The organism is Asanoa ishikariensis (assembly GCF_900107455.1).
GTDB lineage: Bacteria > Actinomycetota > Actinomycetes > Mycobacteriales > Micromonosporaceae > Asanoa > Asanoa ishikariensis.
Genome location: NZ_FNQB01000001.1, coordinates 2,084,171 through 2,100,994 on the forward strand (window position 1 = coordinate 2,084,171; position 16,824 = coordinate 2,100,994).

The 16,824-nt window shown below is 72.6% G+C and carries 17 protein-coding genes; 14 read left to right on the forward strand and 3 right to left on the reverse strand.

Going from position 1 to position 16,824, the window contains the following annotated elements:
- Positions 1-20: 20 nt before the first annotated feature.
- Positions 21-647, reverse strand: a complete 627-nt coding sequence (locus BLV39_RS09865; RefSeq protein ID WP_090789500.1) for a DUF4870 domain-containing protein — start codon at positions 645-647, stop codon at positions 21-23.
- Between the two features lie 161 nt (positions 648-808).
- On the opposite strand from BLV39_RS09865, the gene hrcA reads away from it, so the two are divergent.
- From hrcA to BLV39_RS09880, 3 genes are all read left to right on the forward strand, one after another.
- Entirely contained in the window at positions 809-1,828 is a 1,020-nt protein-coding gene (gene hrcA, locus BLV39_RS09870; protein ID WP_090789502.1) for a heat-inducible transcriptional repressor HrcA, read from the forward strand.
- Positions 1,829-1,892: 64 nt separating this feature from the next.
- A complete protein-coding gene (gene dnaJ / locus BLV39_RS09875; protein WP_176984908.1) occupies positions 1,893-3,026 on the forward strand; it encodes a molecular chaperone DnaJ in 1,134 nt (377 codons plus the stop codon).
- A gap of 21 nt (positions 3,027-3,047) precedes the next feature.
- Positions 3,048-3,788, forward strand: coding sequence for a 16S rRNA (uracil(1498)-N(3))-methyltransferase (locus tag BLV39_RS09880; RefSeq protein WP_090789507.1), 741 nt, complete (start codon positions 3,048-3,050; stop codon positions 3,786-3,788).
- 150 nt (positions 3,789-3,938) lie between these two features.
- On the opposite strand, the gene BLV39_RS09885 is transcribed toward BLV39_RS09880, so the two are convergent.
- Positions 3,939-6,365, reverse strand: a complete 2,427-nt coding sequence (locus tag BLV39_RS09885) for a beta-glucosidase family protein (RefSeq protein ID WP_239083976.1) — start codon at positions 6,363-6,365, stop codon at positions 3,939-3,941.
- Between the two features lie 31 nt (positions 6,366-6,396).
- Here BLV39_RS09885 and BLV39_RS09890 point away from each other — a divergent pair, with 31 nt between their 5' ends.
- The 10 genes from BLV39_RS09890 (at position 6,397) to BLV39_RS09935 (ending at position 14,767) form a co-directional block, all read left to right on the forward strand.
- Positions 6,397-6,744, forward strand: coding sequence for a histidine triad nucleotide-binding protein (locus BLV39_RS09890; protein ID WP_373315413.1), 348 nt, complete (start codon positions 6,397-6,399; stop codon positions 6,742-6,744).
- The gene (locus tag BLV39_RS09895; RefSeq protein WP_090789513.1) at positions 6,741-8,087 is read left to right on the forward strand and encodes a serine hydrolase domain-containing protein; all 1,347 of its coding nucleotides are present in this window, start codon (positions 6,741-6,743) and stop codon (positions 8,085-8,087) included. The genes BLV39_RS09890 and BLV39_RS09895 overlap by 4 nt, the downstream gene beginning before the upstream one ends.
- A 122-nt stretch (positions 8,088-8,209) precedes the next feature.
- Positions 8,210-9,277 (forward strand): PhoH family protein, encoded by a 1,068-nt coding sequence (locus BLV39_RS09900; RefSeq protein WP_090789515.1) that lies wholly within the window; start codon positions 8,210-8,212, stop codon positions 9,275-9,277.
- A 23-nt stretch (positions 9,278-9,300) separates the two neighbouring features.
- On the forward strand, positions 9,301-9,768 hold the full coding sequence (gene ybeY / locus BLV39_RS09905; RefSeq protein ID WP_090791328.1) for an rRNA maturation RNase YbeY: 468 nt from the start codon (positions 9,301-9,303) through the stop codon (positions 9,766-9,768).
- On the forward strand, positions 9,765-11,114 hold the full coding sequence (locus tag BLV39_RS09910) for a hemolysin family protein (RefSeq protein WP_090789516.1): 1,350 nt from the start codon (positions 9,765-9,767) through the stop codon (positions 11,112-11,114). The genes ybeY and BLV39_RS09910 overlap by 4 nt, the downstream gene beginning before the upstream one ends.
- Positions 11,107-11,472 (forward strand): cytidine deaminase, encoded by a 366-nt coding sequence (locus BLV39_RS09915; RefSeq protein WP_090789518.1) that lies wholly within the window; start codon positions 11,107-11,109, stop codon positions 11,470-11,472. The genes BLV39_RS09910 and BLV39_RS09915 overlap by 8 nt, the downstream gene beginning before the upstream one ends.
- Entirely contained in the window at positions 11,469-12,353 is an 885-nt protein-coding gene (gene era, locus BLV39_RS09920) for a GTPase Era (RefSeq protein WP_090789520.1), read from the forward strand. The genes BLV39_RS09915 and era overlap by 4 nt, the downstream gene beginning before the upstream one ends.
- Positions 12,354-12,366: 13 nt before the next feature.
- Positions 12,367-13,140, forward strand: a complete 774-nt coding sequence (locus BLV39_RS09925; protein WP_090789522.1) for an NAD-dependent epimerase/dehydratase family protein — start codon at positions 12,367-12,369, stop codon at positions 13,138-13,140.
- A 64-nt stretch (positions 13,141-13,204) separates the two neighbouring features.
- The gene (locus BLV39_RS09930; protein WP_090789524.1) at positions 13,205-14,365 is read left to right on the forward strand and encodes an acyltransferase family protein; all 1,161 of its coding nucleotides are present in this window, start codon (positions 13,205-13,207) and stop codon (positions 14,363-14,365) included.
- A 54-nt stretch (positions 14,366-14,419) separates the two neighbouring features.
- Positions 14,420-14,767 (forward strand): response regulator, encoded by a 348-nt coding sequence (locus tag BLV39_RS09935; RefSeq protein WP_239083975.1) that lies wholly within the window; start codon positions 14,420-14,422, stop codon positions 14,765-14,767.
- On the opposite strand, the gene BLV39_RS09940 is transcribed toward BLV39_RS09935, so the two are convergent.
- Positions 14,752-15,390 (reverse strand): response regulator transcription factor, encoded by a 639-nt coding sequence (locus tag BLV39_RS09940; protein WP_204082946.1) that lies wholly within the window; start codon positions 15,388-15,390, stop codon positions 14,752-14,754. The genes BLV39_RS09935 and BLV39_RS09940 overlap by 16 nt on opposite strands.
- 58 nt (positions 15,391-15,448) lie before the next feature.
- Here BLV39_RS09940 and BLV39_RS09945 point away from each other — a divergent pair, with 58 nt between their 5' ends.
- Positions 15,449-16,792: a sensor histidine kinase gene (locus tag BLV39_RS09945; protein WP_090789530.1), complete on the forward strand. Its 1,344-nt coding sequence runs from the start codon at positions 15,449-15,451 to the stop codon at positions 16,790-16,792.
- Positions 16,793-16,824: the final 32 nt, after the last annotated feature.

Below are 16,824 nucleotides of genomic sequence, written 5' to 3' on the forward strand. Positions count from 1 at the left end.
GCAGGTCACGAAACCGGGTACTACTTGATCATGTTGACGGACATCGGGTAGCGGTAGAGGTGACCCTCGTTGGCCTTGACACCCGCCACGATGCCGAAGATCACCTGGAGCACCAGCACGATGACGCTCGGGATGAAGAGCAGGCACCAGCTCACGAAAACCAGCACGAACGCGATGATCGACCACAGCAACTGGAAGTTGAGCGCCGCGACGGCGTGCGCCCGAACGGCCGGCGACTGCTGGCCCTTCGCCAGGTAGGCGACCAGCGGGCCCACGAAACCGAGGACGCCGAGGCTGACGAAAGCGCCGAGCGCGCCGCCGAGGTGCGCGACCAGTGCCCAGGTCTTCTCTTCACTGTTGGCGAAGCCCGCGGGGGCCGCGCCACCGTAGTAGCCGCCCTGCTGGGGCGGGTAGCCCCCGCCCTGGGGCGGGTAGCCGCCCTGCTGCGGCGGGTAGCCACCACCCTGCGGGGGATAGCCACCGCCCTGGGGTGGGTAGCCACCACCCGGCGGCGGGTAACCACCGGCGGGCGGGTAGGCGCCGCCACCGGAGGTGGGCGGCGGGTAAGCGCCGCCGCCCGAGGTGGGGGGCGGTGCGGAGTTGGGATCCGGGTAGCCCTCGCCGGGCGGCCGGGGTGGCTCAGTCATGCCTGCACCGTAGGGGTATCGATCAACCCGCGCCAGATGGGAGTTCTGACTTGTTCTGGACAGCTTGGCCACGGCAAACACCGATCATCGCCAGGTAGGCGGGTGCGTCGTAGACTGGCACTCGCTACAGTCGAGTGCCAAAGGGCTGGAGGGGGTGACGCATGACTCTCGATGACCGCAAGCTCGATGTGCTGCGGGCGATCGTCGAGGACTACGTCGCCACCCAGGAACCGGTCGGCAGCAAAGCCCTCGTCGAGCGCCACCAGCTGGGCGTTTCCCCCGCCACCGTGCGCAACGACATGGCGGTGCTCGAGGAAGAGGGCTACATCCGGCAGCCGCACACCAGCGCCGGGCGGGTGCCGACCGACCGGGGCTACCGGCTGTTCGTCGACCGCCTGTCGACGGTCAAGCCGCTGAGTCCGGCCGAGCGCCGGGCGATCGAGCGGTTCCTGGTCGGCGCGGTCGACCTCGACGACGTGGTGCACCGCACAGTGCGGCTGCTCGCGCAGATCACCCGCCAGGTCGCGGTCGTGCAATACCCCAGCCTGGCCCGCTCGACGGTCCGCCACCTGGAGCTGGTGCCGATCTCCACCACCCGGGTGATGGTGGTGATGATCGCCAACACCGGTCGGGTCGAGCAGCGCCAGGTGGAGTTGCCGACACCGCTCGACGAGACGCAGGTCACCACCCTGCGCCGGCTGACCAACGAGAAGCTCTGCGGCAGCAAGCTCTCCGACACTCCGCCGCTGGTGCAGGCGCTGGTCGACGAGGCTCCGGTGGAGCTGCGCGCGGCCACCGTGGCGCTCTCCACGACGCTGCTGGAGACGCTGGTCGAGCGGCACGAGGAGCGGGTGGCGCTGGCCGGCACGGCCAACCTGACCCGCGGTGGGCTGCTCGACTTCCAGGGCTCGCTGCGCCCGATCCTCGAGGCGCTGGAGGAAGAGGTCATCCTGCTCAAGCTGATCGGCGAGGTGGAGCCGATCACGCGGGTCCGGATCGGTGACGAGAACGAGATCGACAACCTGCGCGCCACGTCGATCGTGAGCGCCGGTTACGGCCCCGGTGTCACCATTGTCGGTGGTCTTGGTGTGCTCGGACCCACCCGGATGGACTACCCCGGCACCATCGCGACCGTGCGCGCCGTGGCACGCTACGTAGGCGAGATGCTGGCCCAGAACTGACACCACCCCCCACCTGATCACCGGCGGCCGGCACAAGCGAGACGACATGAGGACTCAGAACACAGTGGCCAGGGATTACTACGGGATTCTCGGCGTCGCCCGAGACGCCAGCGACGACGAGATCAAGCGCGCCTACCGCAAGCTGGCGCGTCAGTTCCACCCGGACGTCAACCCCGATCCCGCGGCGGCCGAGCGGTTCAAGGAGATCAACGCCGCGTACGAGGTGCTCTCCGACGACCAGAAGCGCCAGATGGTCGACCTGGGCGGCGACCCGCTCGCGCCGGGCGGCGGCGGGCCGGGCGGTGGCGCGGGCGGCAGCCCGTTCGTCGGGTTCCAGGACATCATGGACGCGTTCTTCGGCGCGGCCGGCGGCGGCGCGCGTGGCCCACGCCCGCGCACCCGGCCGGGCGCCGACGCGATCCTGCGGCTCGAGCTCGACCTGCTGGAGACCGCGTTCGGCGTCGAGGCGCCGATCACCGTCGACACCGCGGTGCTCTGCACCACCTGTGCCGGCGCCGGCACCGCGGCCGGCACCCACCTGGCCACCTGCGAGACCTGTGGCGGCCGTGGTGAGGTGCAGTCGGTCCAGCGCACCTTCCTCGGCCAGGTCGTCTCGTCCCGCCCGTGCACGGTCTGCCAGGGCTACGGCACGGTCATCCCGCACGCGTGCCCGACCTGCGCCGGTGACGGCCGCGTCCGCACCCGCCGCTCGCTGACCGTGAAGATCCCGGCCGGCGTCGAGGACGGCATGCGGATCCGGCTGGCCCAGCAGGGCGAGGTCGGCCCCGGTGGCGGCACGGCCGGCGACCTCTACGTCGAGATCCACGAGCGTCCGCACGACGTCTACTCCCGCAAGGCCGACGACCTGCACTGCCGGGTGACGGTGCCGATGACGGCGGCGGCGCTCGGCACCCGGCTGACCATCAAGACGCTCGACAGCGAGGAGACGGTCGACGTCAAGCCGGGCACCCAGCCCAACTCGACCCTGCGCCTGCGCGCCCGCGGCGTGCCGCACCTGCGCGGCGCCGGGCGCGGCGACCTCTACGTGCACCTCGACGTGCGCACCCCGGCCAAGCTGACCGCCGACCAGGAGCGCGTGCTGCGCGAGTTCTCCCGGTCCCGGGGCGAAGAGGTGGCCGAGCTGACCAAGCAGGGCGGCTTCTTCTCGCGCGTGCGCGACGCGTTCAACGGGCACTGACGCTTTGCGTCCGGCGTTGCAGTGAGCCGATCTCAGTTTTTGGTGGACGCGCTCCCTGCGGGCGACGAGTTCCTGCTTGACGGCCCCGAGGGGCGGCATGCCGCCGCCGTGCAGCGGATCGGCCCAGGCGAGGAGTTGCTTCTCGCCGACGGTCGGGGCGCGACGGCCGAAGCGGTGGTCACGGCCGCGGGCAAGAACGCGCTGACCCTGACGATCCGATCCCGGGCGTACGAGCCGGCCCCCGACCCCCGCCTCGTCGTGGTGCAGGGCATCGCGAAGGGCGACCGGGGCGAGCTGGCCGTGCAGGCCATGACCGAGGTCGGCGTCGACGAGATCGTGCCCTGGGCCGCGACCCGATCGGTGAGCCGGTGGCGGTCCGAGCGCGGCGACAAGGCCCGCGACCGGTGGATCGCGACCGCTCGCGAGGCGGCCAAGCAGTCCCGGCGCGCCTGGTGCCCGGCGATCGCCGGCGACCCCGACGAGTCGACCCGCACCGTCGCCGCCCGGCTGGGTGCCGCCGCGGCCGCGTTCGTGCTGCACGAGGAGGCCGCCACCGCGCTGGCGACGGCCGCGCTGCCGGCGCGCGGCGACGTGCTGCTCGTGGTCGGGCCCGAGGGTGGCATCGCGCCGGAAGAGGTCGCCGCGTTCGAGGAAGCGGGTGCGACACCGGTGCGGCTCGGGCCGACGGTGCTGCGCACCTCGACGGCCGGCGTGGCCGCGTTGTCGGTGCTGAGCGCCCGACTCGGCCGATGGGGTCCATAGATATGAGTTGACGGCCGGCACCCACGGGGGAAGGCGCCGGCCGTCCCATATACGAGACCACATCACCCGGTCTTCAGCAAGTCCGCCCTCCCCGTTCGGGCGAACGTCGAACGTGCGCCATTTGCCGACCAGGGCAAGATCGTCCTTAGCTCACAGATCGACCGTGGCGGTCAACTTCGGATCGGTCACCGAGGCCGCCGCCTCCACCCGGTATCCGCCCGGGACGGTCTGCCAGCCGCCGTCCGCCCAGACCTGGAACGTGCGCTCCGGCAACGGGATCCGCACGGTCACGGCCTCGCCAGGCTCGGCGGTCACGCCCGCGAAGCCGGCGAGCCAGCGGGCCGGCCGCACCGGGCCGCCGGCGGTGGTCGGGCCCACGTACACCTGGACGACCTCGCGGCCCGCCCGCGCTCCCGTGTTGCGGACGGTGACCACCGCGGAGCCGTCCTCGACCGTCAGCGAGTCCCAGGACCAGGTGGTGTAGCCGAGCCCGTGGCCGAACGGGAAGAGTGGCTCGGCGGTCCAGCCGCGGTAGCCGATCAGCACGTCCTCGGCATAGGTCAGCGTGCCGTCGGTCGGCGTGGTGGACAGCACCGGCAGGTCGGCCATCGCCCGCGGCCAGGTGGTGGGCAGCCGGCCGCCCGGCTCGGCGACCCCGAGCAGCACGTCTGCCAACGCGGCACCGGCCTCCTGCCCGGGGAACCAGGTGAGCAGCACCGCGGCCACGTCGTCGACCCAGGGCATCAGCACCGGCGAGCCGGCGTTGACCACGACCACCGTGCGCGGGTTGGCCGCCGCGACCCGGGCGACGAGCTCGTCCTGCCGACCGGGCAGGGCCAGCGTGGTGCGGTCGAAGCCTTCCGACTCGACCTCCTCCGTGGTGCCGACGACCACGACCGCGACGTCGGCCTCCGCCGCGACGCGGGCCGCCTCGGCCAGCAGCGTCTCGTCGTCGGCGACCGGGCGACCGTGTCCGAGGGTCAGCGTCACGAAGCCGTGCCGGCCCGGGTAGATCCGGTGCGTCAGCACGACCTCGACCGGCTTGCCGGCGACCGCCTCGATCGGGAAGCGCCGCTCCACCGGGGTGAGGAACGCCGTCGTCAGCGGGTCGTCGCCGGTCCAGTAGACGGGCTCGTCCAGGAGCGTCTCGCCGCCGACCTGGAACACCAGGTCGCCGAAGCCGTTGGCGGCGAGCTGGTGGGTGCCGGTGACCGACGGGGTGAACGTCGCGGAGATCTCGACGGTGGCGGCCGCGGCCGGGTCGACGCCGTCCGGCAACTCGCCCATCCAGCGCACGTCGGCGGCGTCGATCGACGACTCGTAGAGCGCGGTGCCGGCGGCGTCGCGCAGCGTGGTGGTGACCGGGGTCCACTCCAGACCGGTGGCGGCGGCGAGCTCCGGGCGCGGGTCGGCGCCGACGGCGTAGACCACCTCGGTGTCCGGCAGCGCGGCGGTCAGCCCCGCCAGCGGGGAGATGATGTGCCTCGGCAGCACCCGGGCCGAGCCGCCGCCCTGGATCCGGGCGTCGTCGGCGAGGGCGCCGAACACCGCGACCCGGCGCAGCGCACCGGCGTCCAGCGGGAGCACGTCGGCGTTGCGGGCCAGCACGAACGAGCGGGTGGCGATCTCCCGGGCCGCGCCGTCGAGGTCGAGGCCGGTGGTCACCTCCGAGTCCGGCACGGCCGGCGCCACCCGGTCCCAGGCGCCGACGCGGCCGGCGAGCAGCAGGATCCGGCGGACCTTGTCGTCGATCAGCTCCTCCGCCACGTCTCCGGCGCGGACGGCCGCGAGCAGCTTGTCGCCCCACGGCGCGGCGAACGCCGGCATCACCACGTCGAGGCCGCCGTTCGCGGTCGGCACCGTGGTGCGCGCGGCGGTCCAGTCGGAGACGACCGCGCCGTCGAAGCCCCACTCGCCCTTGAGCAACCCGTTGACCAGGTCGTCCTGCTCGGTCATCGGTGCGCCGTTGACGCCGTTGTAGGCGGCCATCAGGCTCCACACGCCGGCGGCGACGATCCGCTCGAACGGCACGAGGTAGAGCTCACGCAGCGCGCGCTCCGAGACCCGGACGTCGACGGTGAACCGCTCGGTCTCGGAGTCGTTGGCGACGTAGTGCTTGACCTGCGCGCCGACGCCCTGCTGCTGGAGCCCGGCCACGTAGCCGAGGCCGATCTCGGCGGTCAGCAGCGGATCCTCCGAGTAGCACTCGAAGTGCCGGCCGGCCAGCGGGCTGCGGTGCAGGTTGACGGTCGGCGCGAGCAGGATGTGGATGCCCCGGGCGCGGCACTCCTGGCCGAGCACCCGGCCGGCCAGCAGGGACAGCGCGGGATCCCAGGTCGCGGCGAGCGCGGTCGGGCTGGGCAGCGCGATCGATGGGTGATCCGGCGACCAGCGCACGCCGCGGACGCCGATCGGGCCGTCCGACATCGTGAGGTTGGCCAGGCCGATCTCGGGCACGGCCGGCAGTCGCCAATAGTCCTGACCAGTGAGAAGTCGGACTTTGGTCTCGAGGTCGAGGGTCGCGAGAGCGCTCTCTATCGCGGCCCGATGCGTCGTGTCCACCACGCCGGACATCATGCCCTATCCCTCGCGCCCTACGATCGCCCTCGTGACTGACTGCCTGTTCTGCCGCATCGTGGCCGGTGACATCCCCGCGACCGTGGTCCGCGAGACGGACACCACCCTGGCCTTCCGCGACATCGACCCGAAGGCCGCGGTGCACGTGCTCGTCGTGACCAAGGAGCACTTCGTCGACATCGCCAGCCTCGCGCAGGCCGACCCCGAGCTCACCGGTGACCTGATGGAGACGGCCGCGGTCGTCGCCGAGACCGAGGGCCTGCTCGCCGACGGCTTCCGACTGATCTTCAACACCGGCGCGTACGGCGGCCAGGAGGTCGACCACGTGCACGCGCACGTGCTGGGCGGCGAACCGCTCGGCCCGATGGTCTGCAAGTGAAGGCGCTCGACCGACTGGTCCGCCAGGCGCAGGTGCGCGGCCGCATCCCGGCGCTGTCGGCCGCCGTGCACCGCGCCGACCGTCCGCTGTGGACCCTCGCGGTCGGCGCGGAGCCCGAGGCCGCCTTCCGGATCGGCTCGGTCACCAAGACGTTCACCGCGGTGCTGGTCATGCGGGCCCGCGACGACGGCCTGCTCGACCTCGACGACCCGATCGGCCGGCACCTCGACGTGCCCGCGCACGGCGACCTGACCATCCGCCGGCTGCTCTCGCACACCAGCGGCATCCAGCGCGAGCCGTACGGCGACGTCTGGGACACCCTGGTCGCCCCGGACGCCTCTCGGCTCGTCGCCGACCTGGAGCGGGCCGAGCGGGTGCTGCCGCCGGCCCGCCGCTACCACTACTCCAACCTGGGTGTGGCCCTGCTCGGCCTGATGGTGGCCCGGCTGCGCGGCGGCACCTGGGGCGAGGTGCTCGCCGCCGAGGTGCTCCGGCCGCTCGGCCTCTCCGGCACCTCGGTCGCCCGTCCGGTCAGCGCGACCACCGGCTACCTGGTCGACGCCTACTCCGACGCGGCCCGGCCCGAGTCGCCGCTGGACTTCGGTGCCGTCGGCCCGGCCGCGCAGCTCTGGAGCACCGCCGCAGACATGGCCAAGTGGGCGGCGTTCCTGGCCGACCCGGCCACCGTCGACCCGGCGGGCGCGGTGCTGCGGCCCGCGACGATCGACGAGATGAGCTGGCCGGTGACCACCACCGACCAGGGGCTCTGGGCGGTCGGCTTCGGGCTCGGGCTCATCCTTGTGCCGCGCGGCGACCGCGTGGTGCACGTGGGGCACGACGGCGCGATGCCCGGCTTCCTGGCCGGCGTCTACGGGCGGCCCCGGGCCCTGGCCGGCCAGTCCGGCCCGGCGGGCTTCGGCGCCGCGGTGCTGGGCGCGTCGGGCACGGCCCTGGAGACCGTCGAGCTGCCGCACCAGTTGCTCACGGCCGCCGCCGACGGCGACCCGGCGGAGATCGCGCCGTGGACGCCGGGCGAGCCGGCCCCGGAGCAGTACCGGTCGGTGCTCGGCCGGTGGTGGGGCGAGGGCTTCGAGCACATCTTCAGTTGGCACGACGGTGCGCTGCGCGCCCGCGGCGCCGGTGACCCGGTCGGCCGGCCGTCGGCGGCGTTCCGGCCGTCGGCCGACAATCCGGACATTCTCCGTACCGTGTCCGGTCGTGAGGTCGGGGAGTTGCTCCGGTTGACCCGCGACGCCGACGGGCGCGTGGTCCGGATGCACTGGGCCACCTACCGGTTCACCCGGGACCAGCAGACGTTCGAGGGGCAGTCGTTCACCGTGTGAGCACGTGCCCTGTGTGACGCGGCAGAAATGCACGCGGTGGCCACGGGGTTGAACCGATACGATTGACGCCTAACGACCGCGCGAGATGAGAGCAGGTGGCGCAGGGCCCACGGGTCCGACTTATGACCGGCACTCCACCCCCCGGACAGCCCCGGGTGCAGACCAAGATCACGGTCCCTGACCCGCAGATCATGGTCAATCTCCTTGGCGCAGGAGACGAGATCCTGCGGCTCGTCGAGCGCTCGGTCGCCAGCGACGTCCACGTGCGTGGCAACGAGATCACCATCACCGGTGCCCCTGCCGAGAACGCGCAGGCCGAGCGCCTGTTCACCGAGCTTCTGGAGCTGATCCAGAAGGGCGAGACGTTGACCACCGACGCCGTCCGCCGCACCGTCGGCATGCTCGAGCAGGGCACCGCCGAGCGGCCCGCCGAGGTGCTCACGCTCAACATCCTGTCCCGGCGCGGGCGCACCATCCGCCCGAAGACGCTGGGCCAGCGGCGCTACGTCGACTCGATCGACGAGAACACCATCGTCTTCGGCATCGGCCCCGCCGGCACCGGCAAGACCTACCTGGCCATGGCCAAGGCGGTCCAGGCGCTGCAGGCCAAGCAGGTCAGCCGGATCATCCTGACCCGCCCCGCGGTCGAGGCCGGCGAGCGGCTGGGCTTCCTGCCCGGCACGCTCTACGAGAAGATCGACCCTTACCTGCGCCCGCTCTACGACGCGCTGCACGACATGCTCGACCCCGAGTCGATCCCGAAGCTGATGGCGGCGGGCACGATCGAGGTCGCGCCACTGGCCTACATGCGCGGCCGCACGCTCAACGACGCGTTCATCATCCTCGACGAGGCGCAGAACACGACGCCCGAGCAGATGAAGATGTTCCTCACCCGGCTCGGCTTCGGCTCCAAGGTGGTCGTCACCGGCGACATCACCCAGGTCGACCTGCCCGGCGGCACGACCAGCGGTCTCCGCCTCGTGCGGGAGATCCTCGACGGGCTCGACGACATCCACTTCGCGCTGCTGAGCAGCAGTGACGTGGTGCGCCACCGGCTCGTCGGCGAGATCGTCGACGCCTACGGCAAGTGGGACGAAGAGCGCGAAGCTCGCCAGGCCCAGGGTGTGCACGCGGTCCCCGGCCGGGGTGCCGCACAGGCGACCGGCGGCCGAGCCGGCCGGCGCCGATAGCTTTTCTTCCGAAAGAGGCAGTGTTGTCCATCGAGATCGCCAACGAGTCCGGCGTCACCGTCGACACCGACGCGGTGCTCGCCGTAGCCCGTCACGCCCTCGACGAGATGGGTGTCAACCCGCTCGCCGAGCTGTCCGTGCTGCTCGTCGACGTCGACTACATGACCGAGCTCAACCACCGGTGGATGGGCGGCGACGGTCCCACCGACGTGCTCGCCTTCCCCATGGACGAGGGCAGTGTCGACCACGGGCCGGGCGAGGTCAGCGGCAACGAGCCGGCGCTGCTCGGCGACATCGTGCTCTGCCCCGAGGTGGCGGCCAAGCAGGCGACGACCGCCGGCCACACGTCGGCCGACGAGCTGCACCTGCTCACCGTGCACGGGGTCCTCCACCTGCTGGGCTACGACCACGCGGAGCCCGACGAGGAGCGGGAGATGTTCGAGCTGCAGGCGCGGCTCCTGACCGGCTGGCGGGCGGCGCGGGCACGGTGATCCACTTAGCCGCCACCGCTGCCGCGATCCAACCGGGGCTGCCCGACATTCAGCTCCTCCTGATCGCCGCGGGGTTGGTCGTCCTGGGCGGGTTCTTCGCGATGACGGACGCCGCGCTCGGCGCGGTGTCCCCGGCCCGGGCCGGTGAGCTGGCGCGGGAGGGCGTGCGCGGTGCGCGCACCCTCCAGATCGTCGCCTCCGACGCGGTGCGCCACATCAACCTCCTGCTGCTCCTGCGGCTGCTCTGCGAGCTGACCGCCACCACACTGGCCGCACTGGTCGCGGTCGACACCTGGGGTGCCGGCTGGCGGGCGGCGCTGGTCACCGCCAGCGCGATGACCGTGGTCAGCTTCGTCGTGGTCGGCGTCGCGCCACGCACCATCGGGCGGCAGAACGCGTACGCCGTCGGTCGGGCCACCGCGCCCCTGGTGCGCTGGCTCGGCCGGGCGCTCAACCCGCTCGCCTCGCTGCTGATCCTGATCGGCAACGCGGTGACGCCGGGGCGCGGCTTCCGGGAAGGCCCGTTCGCCACCCAGGTCGAGCTGCGCGAGCTGGTCGACCTGGCCGAGCAACGTGGCGTCGTGGAGAGCGGCGAGCGCCAGATGATCCACTCGGTGTTCGCGCTCGGCGACACCATCGCCCGCGAGGTGATGGTCCCGCGCACGGACATGGTCTGGATAGAGGGCACCAAGACGCTGAGCCAGGCGCTGGCGCTGTTCCTGCGCTCCGGCTTCTCGCGCATCCCGGTGATCGGCGAGAACGTCGACGACGTGCTCGGCATCCTCTATCTCAAGGACGTGATCCGGCGGCTGGACGGCGAGGACGAGGAGGACGTCCCGGTCGCGGACGTGATGCGCGACGCCACCTTCGTGCCCGAGTCCAAGCCGGTCGACGACCTGCTCTCCGAGATGCAGGCGGCGCGTACCCACCTCGTGGTCGTGGTCGACGAGTACGGCGGCACCGCCGGCCTGGTCACCATCGAAGACATCCTGGAAGAGATCGTCGGCGAGATCACCGACGAGTACGACAACGAGCGCCCCCCGATCGAGCACCTCGACGACGGCGCGGTCCGGGTCGCCGCCCGCGTGCCGGTCGAGGACCTCAGCGAGCTGTTCGACGTCGACCTGCCCACCGACGAGGTGGAGACGGTCGGTGGCCTGCTCGCCCAGGCGCTCGGCCGGGTGCCGATCCCGGGCGCCGAGGCGACCGTCGATGGCCTGCACATGGTGGCCGAGGGCGTGGTCGGCCGCCGCAACCGGATCGATACCGTACTGGTCCGACGGGCCCACCAGGACCCGGACGGAGCCAACGATGACAGTGACGAGAGGCAACACGCGGATGTTTGAGTCGCCCGACCTCGGGCCCCCCGCCCACCTAGACGCCGAGGACACCAAGCTGGTCACGCTGGCGCGTGGTGCCCGGGCGCGGGCCGGTGCGGTGGAGGGCGCCGCGGTGCGCGACCAGGACGGCCGCACGTACGCTGCCGCGACCGTCGCCCTGCCGTCGCTGACCATGACCGCGCTCCAGTTGGCGGTCGCCTCGGCGGCCGCCGCCGGCGCCACCAAGCTCGAGGCGGCCGCGGTGGTCACCGAGGCCAGCACGCTCGACGGCCCTGGCCACGCCGTGGTCCGCGACCTGTCCGCCGACGCGCCGATCCACGTCGCCGCCCCGGACGGCACCGTGCTCGGCACGGTCGCCGCATGAGCCCCGTGTACCGCGCCGGGTTCGGCTGCTTCGTCGGCCGTCCCAACGCCGGCAAGTCGACGCTGACCAACGCGATCGTCGGCCAGAAGATCGCGATCACGTCGAGCAAGCCGCAGACCACCCGGCACGTGATCCGGGCCGTCCTGCACCGCCCGGACTCCCAGCTCGTCCTGGTCGACACCCCGGGCCTGCACCGGCCGCGGACCCTGCTCGGCGAGCGGCTCAACGACCTGGTCCGGTCGACCTGGAGCGAGGTCGACGTGATCGGCCTCTGCATCCCGGCCAACGAGGAGGTCGGCCGCGGCGACCGGTTCATCACCGGCGAGCTGGCCGAGCTGAAGGCCACCGTGCTGGCCGTGGTCACCAAGACCGACCTGGTCGACAAGGCCACGCTGGCCCGGCAGTTGGCCGCGGTCGGCGAGCTGGCCGACTTCGCCGCGGTGGTGCCGGTCAGCGCCACCACCGGTGCTCAGATCGACACCCTGGTCGAGGTGATGACCGACTTCCTGCCGGAGTCGCCGCAGCTCTACCCCGACGACATGATCACCGACGAGCCGGAGGCGATCCTGATCGCCGAGCTGGTCCGCGAGGCCGCCCTGGAAGGCGTCCGCGACGAGCTGCCCCACTCGATCGCGGTCGTGGTCGAGGAGATGTTCGACGAAGGCTCCCTGACCAAGATCTTTGCCGACGTCTACGTCGAGCGGCAGAGCCAGAAAGCTATCGTGATCGGGGCGCAGGCGAGCCGGCTCAAGGACATCGGCATCCGCTCGCGCCAGGAGATCGAGGCACTCCTGGGTCGCCGGGTCTACCTCGACCTGCACGTCCGCGTCGCCAAGGAATGGCAGCGCGACCCCAAGCAGCTGCGCAAGCTGGGGTTCTGAGCTGGGAGGTCCGATGCGGCGGGTGCTGATCACGGGAGGCGCCGGCCGCATCGGCGGGTTGCTCAAGACCCGGTTGGCCGGCGACTACGCGGTGCGCTCGTTCGATGTCGCCGTCCAGGAGCCGGTGCCGGGCGTCGAGGCGATCCGCGGCGTGGTCGGCGACCTGGACGCGCTGGTCGAGGCGTGCGCCGGCGTCGACGTGGTGATCCACCTGGCCGGCATCGCGAGCGAGGCGCTCTGGGAGGACCTGGTCCGGGTCAACCTCGACGGCACGCGCACCGTGCTGGAGGCCGCGCGGTTGGCCGGCGTACCCAAGGTGGTCCTGGCCTCCTCGATCCACGCGTCCGGCTTCCAGCCGCCCACCACGACGCCGCTGCCGGCGACGTCCGCGCCCCGGCCGGACACCTACTACGGCTGGACCAAGGCGGCCATGGAGTCGCTCGGCAGCCTCTACAGCGACCGGTACGACCTGACCGTGTTCGCGGTCCGGATCGGCGCGTTCCAGCAGACACCCTGGTCGGAGGTCGACGTGCCGATCTGGCTGTCGCCCGACGACTGCGTGCGGCTGTTCCGCGCCCTGGTCGACACGCCCGTCACCGGCTTCCGGGTGGTCTGGGGCGTGAGCGCCAACTCCACGGGCTGGCTGGAGCTCGACGCTGAGGTCGGCTACGCGCCCACGGACGACTCCGACACCGTCGCCCACCTGGCCGCACCCAGCGACGATGCCGCGCACGCACACCTCGGTGGGGTGTTCTGCGCTGTCCCGCTCGGCAAGCCACTCTGGTGATGTGGGATTGCTCACCGGTGCCTGAGGTTTGATCGTGAAAGGCCTTGGGGTACGGCTTGACCCGATGCGGAACCGTTACATAGACCTGCTGCGCGCGGTGGCCATCGCGCGGGTCGTCGTCTACCACACGTCCGGCTGGACGCTGCTCTCGTTCGTACCCGCGATGTCGTTGATGTTCGCCCTCGGCGGTTCGCTGATGGCGTCCTCACTGGACCGGGCAGGGGTACGCGCGGTCGGTCGCCGGCTCCGCCGCCTGCTGCCGTCGCTGTGGGTGGTGTCCGCCATCTTCGTGCCGGCGATGTGGCTGACCGGCCTGGACGCGCACTGGAAGCTGCTGCTGTGGGTGGTGCCGCTGGCCGACCCGCCGGCCAACCACTGGGGCGCGCTGGCCCTGAGCACGATCTGGTACCTGCGCGACTACCTGTGGTTCGTGCTCGTCTCCCCGCTCGCGCTGTGGCTGTTCCGCCGCTCGCCGGTGCCGATGCTGATCGCGCCGTACCTGCTGCTGCTCGTCTTCGAGCTCGGCCTGCTGTCGGGCCCGCCGGTGCTGCGCGACTTCGGCCTCTACCTGGGCGCCTGGCTGCTCGGCTTCGCACACCACGACGGCCTGCTGCGCCGCTGGTCGCGCCGGACGCTGATGGTCGCGGCGGCGGTGTTCTGCGGCGTGGGCCTGGCCTGGATCCTGACCCACCCGGGCTTCCGGGGGTACGACCTCAACGACATCCCGCTCGGCAACGCGCTGTGGTCAGCGGGCGTGATCCTGGTGGCGCTGGGCTTCCTGCCCGCGACGGCCGACTGGATCACCCGCTGGGCCTGGTTCGACCGGTTGGTGACGCTGCTCAACTCTCGCGCGCTGACCATCTACCTGTGGCACATGCCAGTGGTCATCCTGGTCGCCGCGGTCGCGGCGCCGCTGGGGTACGAGGGCCTGCAGGCGGACCGGGTGGCAGTCCGGCTGGTCTTCGTGGTGCTGTTGGTCGCCGTCGCGGTGGCGGCGTTCGGCTGGGTCGAGGACCTGGCCGCGCGGCGCAGCCCGGTGCTCCTGCCCGGCGCCCGCCGCCGTCCTCCGCTCCCGATCCCGGTCTCGCCGGCACCGGCCCAGGCAGCGGCCCTCGCCGACCGCCCGGTGTTGGTCTGGCGCTGGGAGCAGACCGACACACTCGAGGAGCGCCGCCACGTCGCGGTGGTCTCCCGGTGGACCTCGGCGTCCGGCCCGCACGTCTGAGGAATGCCGGCTAGCAGGGATGCCACCGTCGCTCGGCGGGGTCATGGTGGTGGGGTGAACCTGCTCATCGTTGACGACAGCGAACGCTTCGTCCGGTCCGCTCGGCGGCTGCTGGAGCGGGAGGGCGCGGTGGTCGCGACGGCGGCGACGGGCGCCGAGGCGATCGCGGTCGCTGCGGCCCTTTCAGTCGATGTCTCCTTGGTCGACGTCCAGCTCGGCACCGAAAGCGGCCCCCGGGTCGCCGACGCGCTGGCCGCCCGAGGCCTGGGCGGCCGGATCCTGCTCATCTCGACCCGTGGCGCCGACGACCTGGCCGATCTGCTGGCCGGTTCCGCGGCGGTGGGCTTCGTGCCGAAGTCGGACCTGTCGGTGGCCGCGATCCGCGCTCAGGCCTGGAGGTAGCGGACCACGGCCAGCACCCGCCGGTGGTCGGCCGTGGTCTCCGGCAGCTCGAGCTTGGTCAGGATGCTGCGCACGTGCTTCTCGACGGTCCCCTCGGCCAGCCAGAGCCGCTCCGCGATGCCGGCGTTGGACCGCCCCTCGGCCATCAACGCGAGCACCTCGCGCTCGCGCGGGCTCAGCGGCGCCAGCGGGTCGACCCGGCGTCGGGTGTTGACGAGCTCGCGGACCAGGTCGGGGTCGACGACCGAGCCGCCGGCGGCCACCCGCTGCACCGCCTCGACGAAGCTCGCCACGTCGGTCACCCGGTTCTTGAGCAGATAGCCGACGCCGCCCTCGGCGCTGAGCAACTGGAGGGCGTGCTCGACGGCGACGTGCGCCGACAGCACGAGGACGCCGGTGCCGGGGTGCCGGGCGCGGATCGTCTCGGCCGCGGTCAGGCCGGCGGTGCGGTCGGGCGGCATCCGGACGTCGAGGATGGCGATGTCGGGCTTGGTCTCGGCCACGAGGTCGACGGCGCCGGGTCCGTCGCCGGCCGTGCCCGCGACCTCGATGCCGGCCCGCTCCAGCAGCCCGGCCAGCCCTTCCCGGAGCAGCACGTCGTCGTCGGCGAGCACCGCCCGGATCACCATGATTGCCCCTGTTGTCGGACCGCGTACAGGCCGCACCATGGTACGCGTGCGAATGGGACTGCTCGGGCGCGTGCTCGTGGGCGCCGGTGTGCCCACGCTGGTCGCCGCCGCCGCGTTCGTGACGATGCTCGGCTCGATCTCCGACGTGCGCGACGCGCAGGGCCGGGTCGCCACCTCGCAGGAGGCGGTGATCGCGGCTGAGGGGCTGTCTCGAGCGGTCGGCGACGTCGCGCTGGCCCAACGCGGCCGGCTGCTCGGCGTCGCGGACAGCGCGTCGGCCGAGCTGGCCGCCGCCGACCGGGTGCGCGCACAGGCATCGGCGCTCGCGGAGTTGGCGCTCGAGGGCCCGGGGGAGCAGAGCCGGGTCGCCGACCTGACCGCCGCGTCCGACGCGTACCTCCGCCGTTCGCAGCGCGGTGCGGACCCGGCGGCGGTGCTGCTCGCCGCCGTCGACCACCGGCTCGACGCATTCCTCGCCCAGGAGCGGGCGGTCGCGGCCGAACAGGAGCGCGAGGCCTCGGCCGCGACCGCCCGCGCTGTCACCGCCGCCGGCATCGGGCTGGCCGCGTCGCTGGTCGCGTTGCTGCTGGTCGCCATCTACCTGACGCGTACCGTCTCGCTGCCGATCCGCCGCGCCGGCGTGGTGGCCGGCCGCTTCGCCGGGGGAGACCTCGACGCCCGGCTCCGCGTGACCGGCGTGGGCGAGGTCGGCGACCTGCAACGCGCACTCAACGCGATGGCCGCCGGGCTCGCCTCGGCCCGCGCGGAGCTCACCGCCTCACGGACCCGCATCGTCGCCGCCGACTTCCGGGCGCGGAGGTCGATCGAGCGCGACCTGCACGACGGTCTCCAGCAGCGGCTGGTGGCGCTGGCACTGGACCTGCGGGCGCTGAGCGCCGACACGCCGTCGGCGTTGCGGCCGCAGGTCGACGAGGTGACCGAGGGGCTCGTCGAGGCGACCGAGGAACTGCGCGACTTCGTGCACGGCATCCAGCCCGCCGCGCTGACCGACAGCGGCCTCGGCGCGGCGCTGCGGACGCTGGCCCGCCGGGCCGCCCTACCGGTCGAGGTGCGCGCCGACCTGGCCGACAGGTTGCCGGCCGACGTGGAGTCGGCCGCGTACTACTTCGTCTCGGAAGCCTTGACCAACGCGACGAAGCACGCCTCCGCGTCCTATGTGGAGGTCTCGGTGACCGTGGTCGCCGGCCTGCTGGAGGTGGTCGTCCGTGACGACGGTGTCGGGGGTGCGGATCGGTCGGCCGGCACGGGCCTGGTCGGCCTGGCGGACCGGATCGAGGCCCTCGGCGGGCGATTCACGCTGGTCAGTCCGCCGGGCGAGGGCACGACGCTGACCGCGACGATGCCTGGCCAGCGGGGTGGACCCGCTACCGGCTAGCCGGTAACGCGGATGGCGGCTGGCGTCGAAGC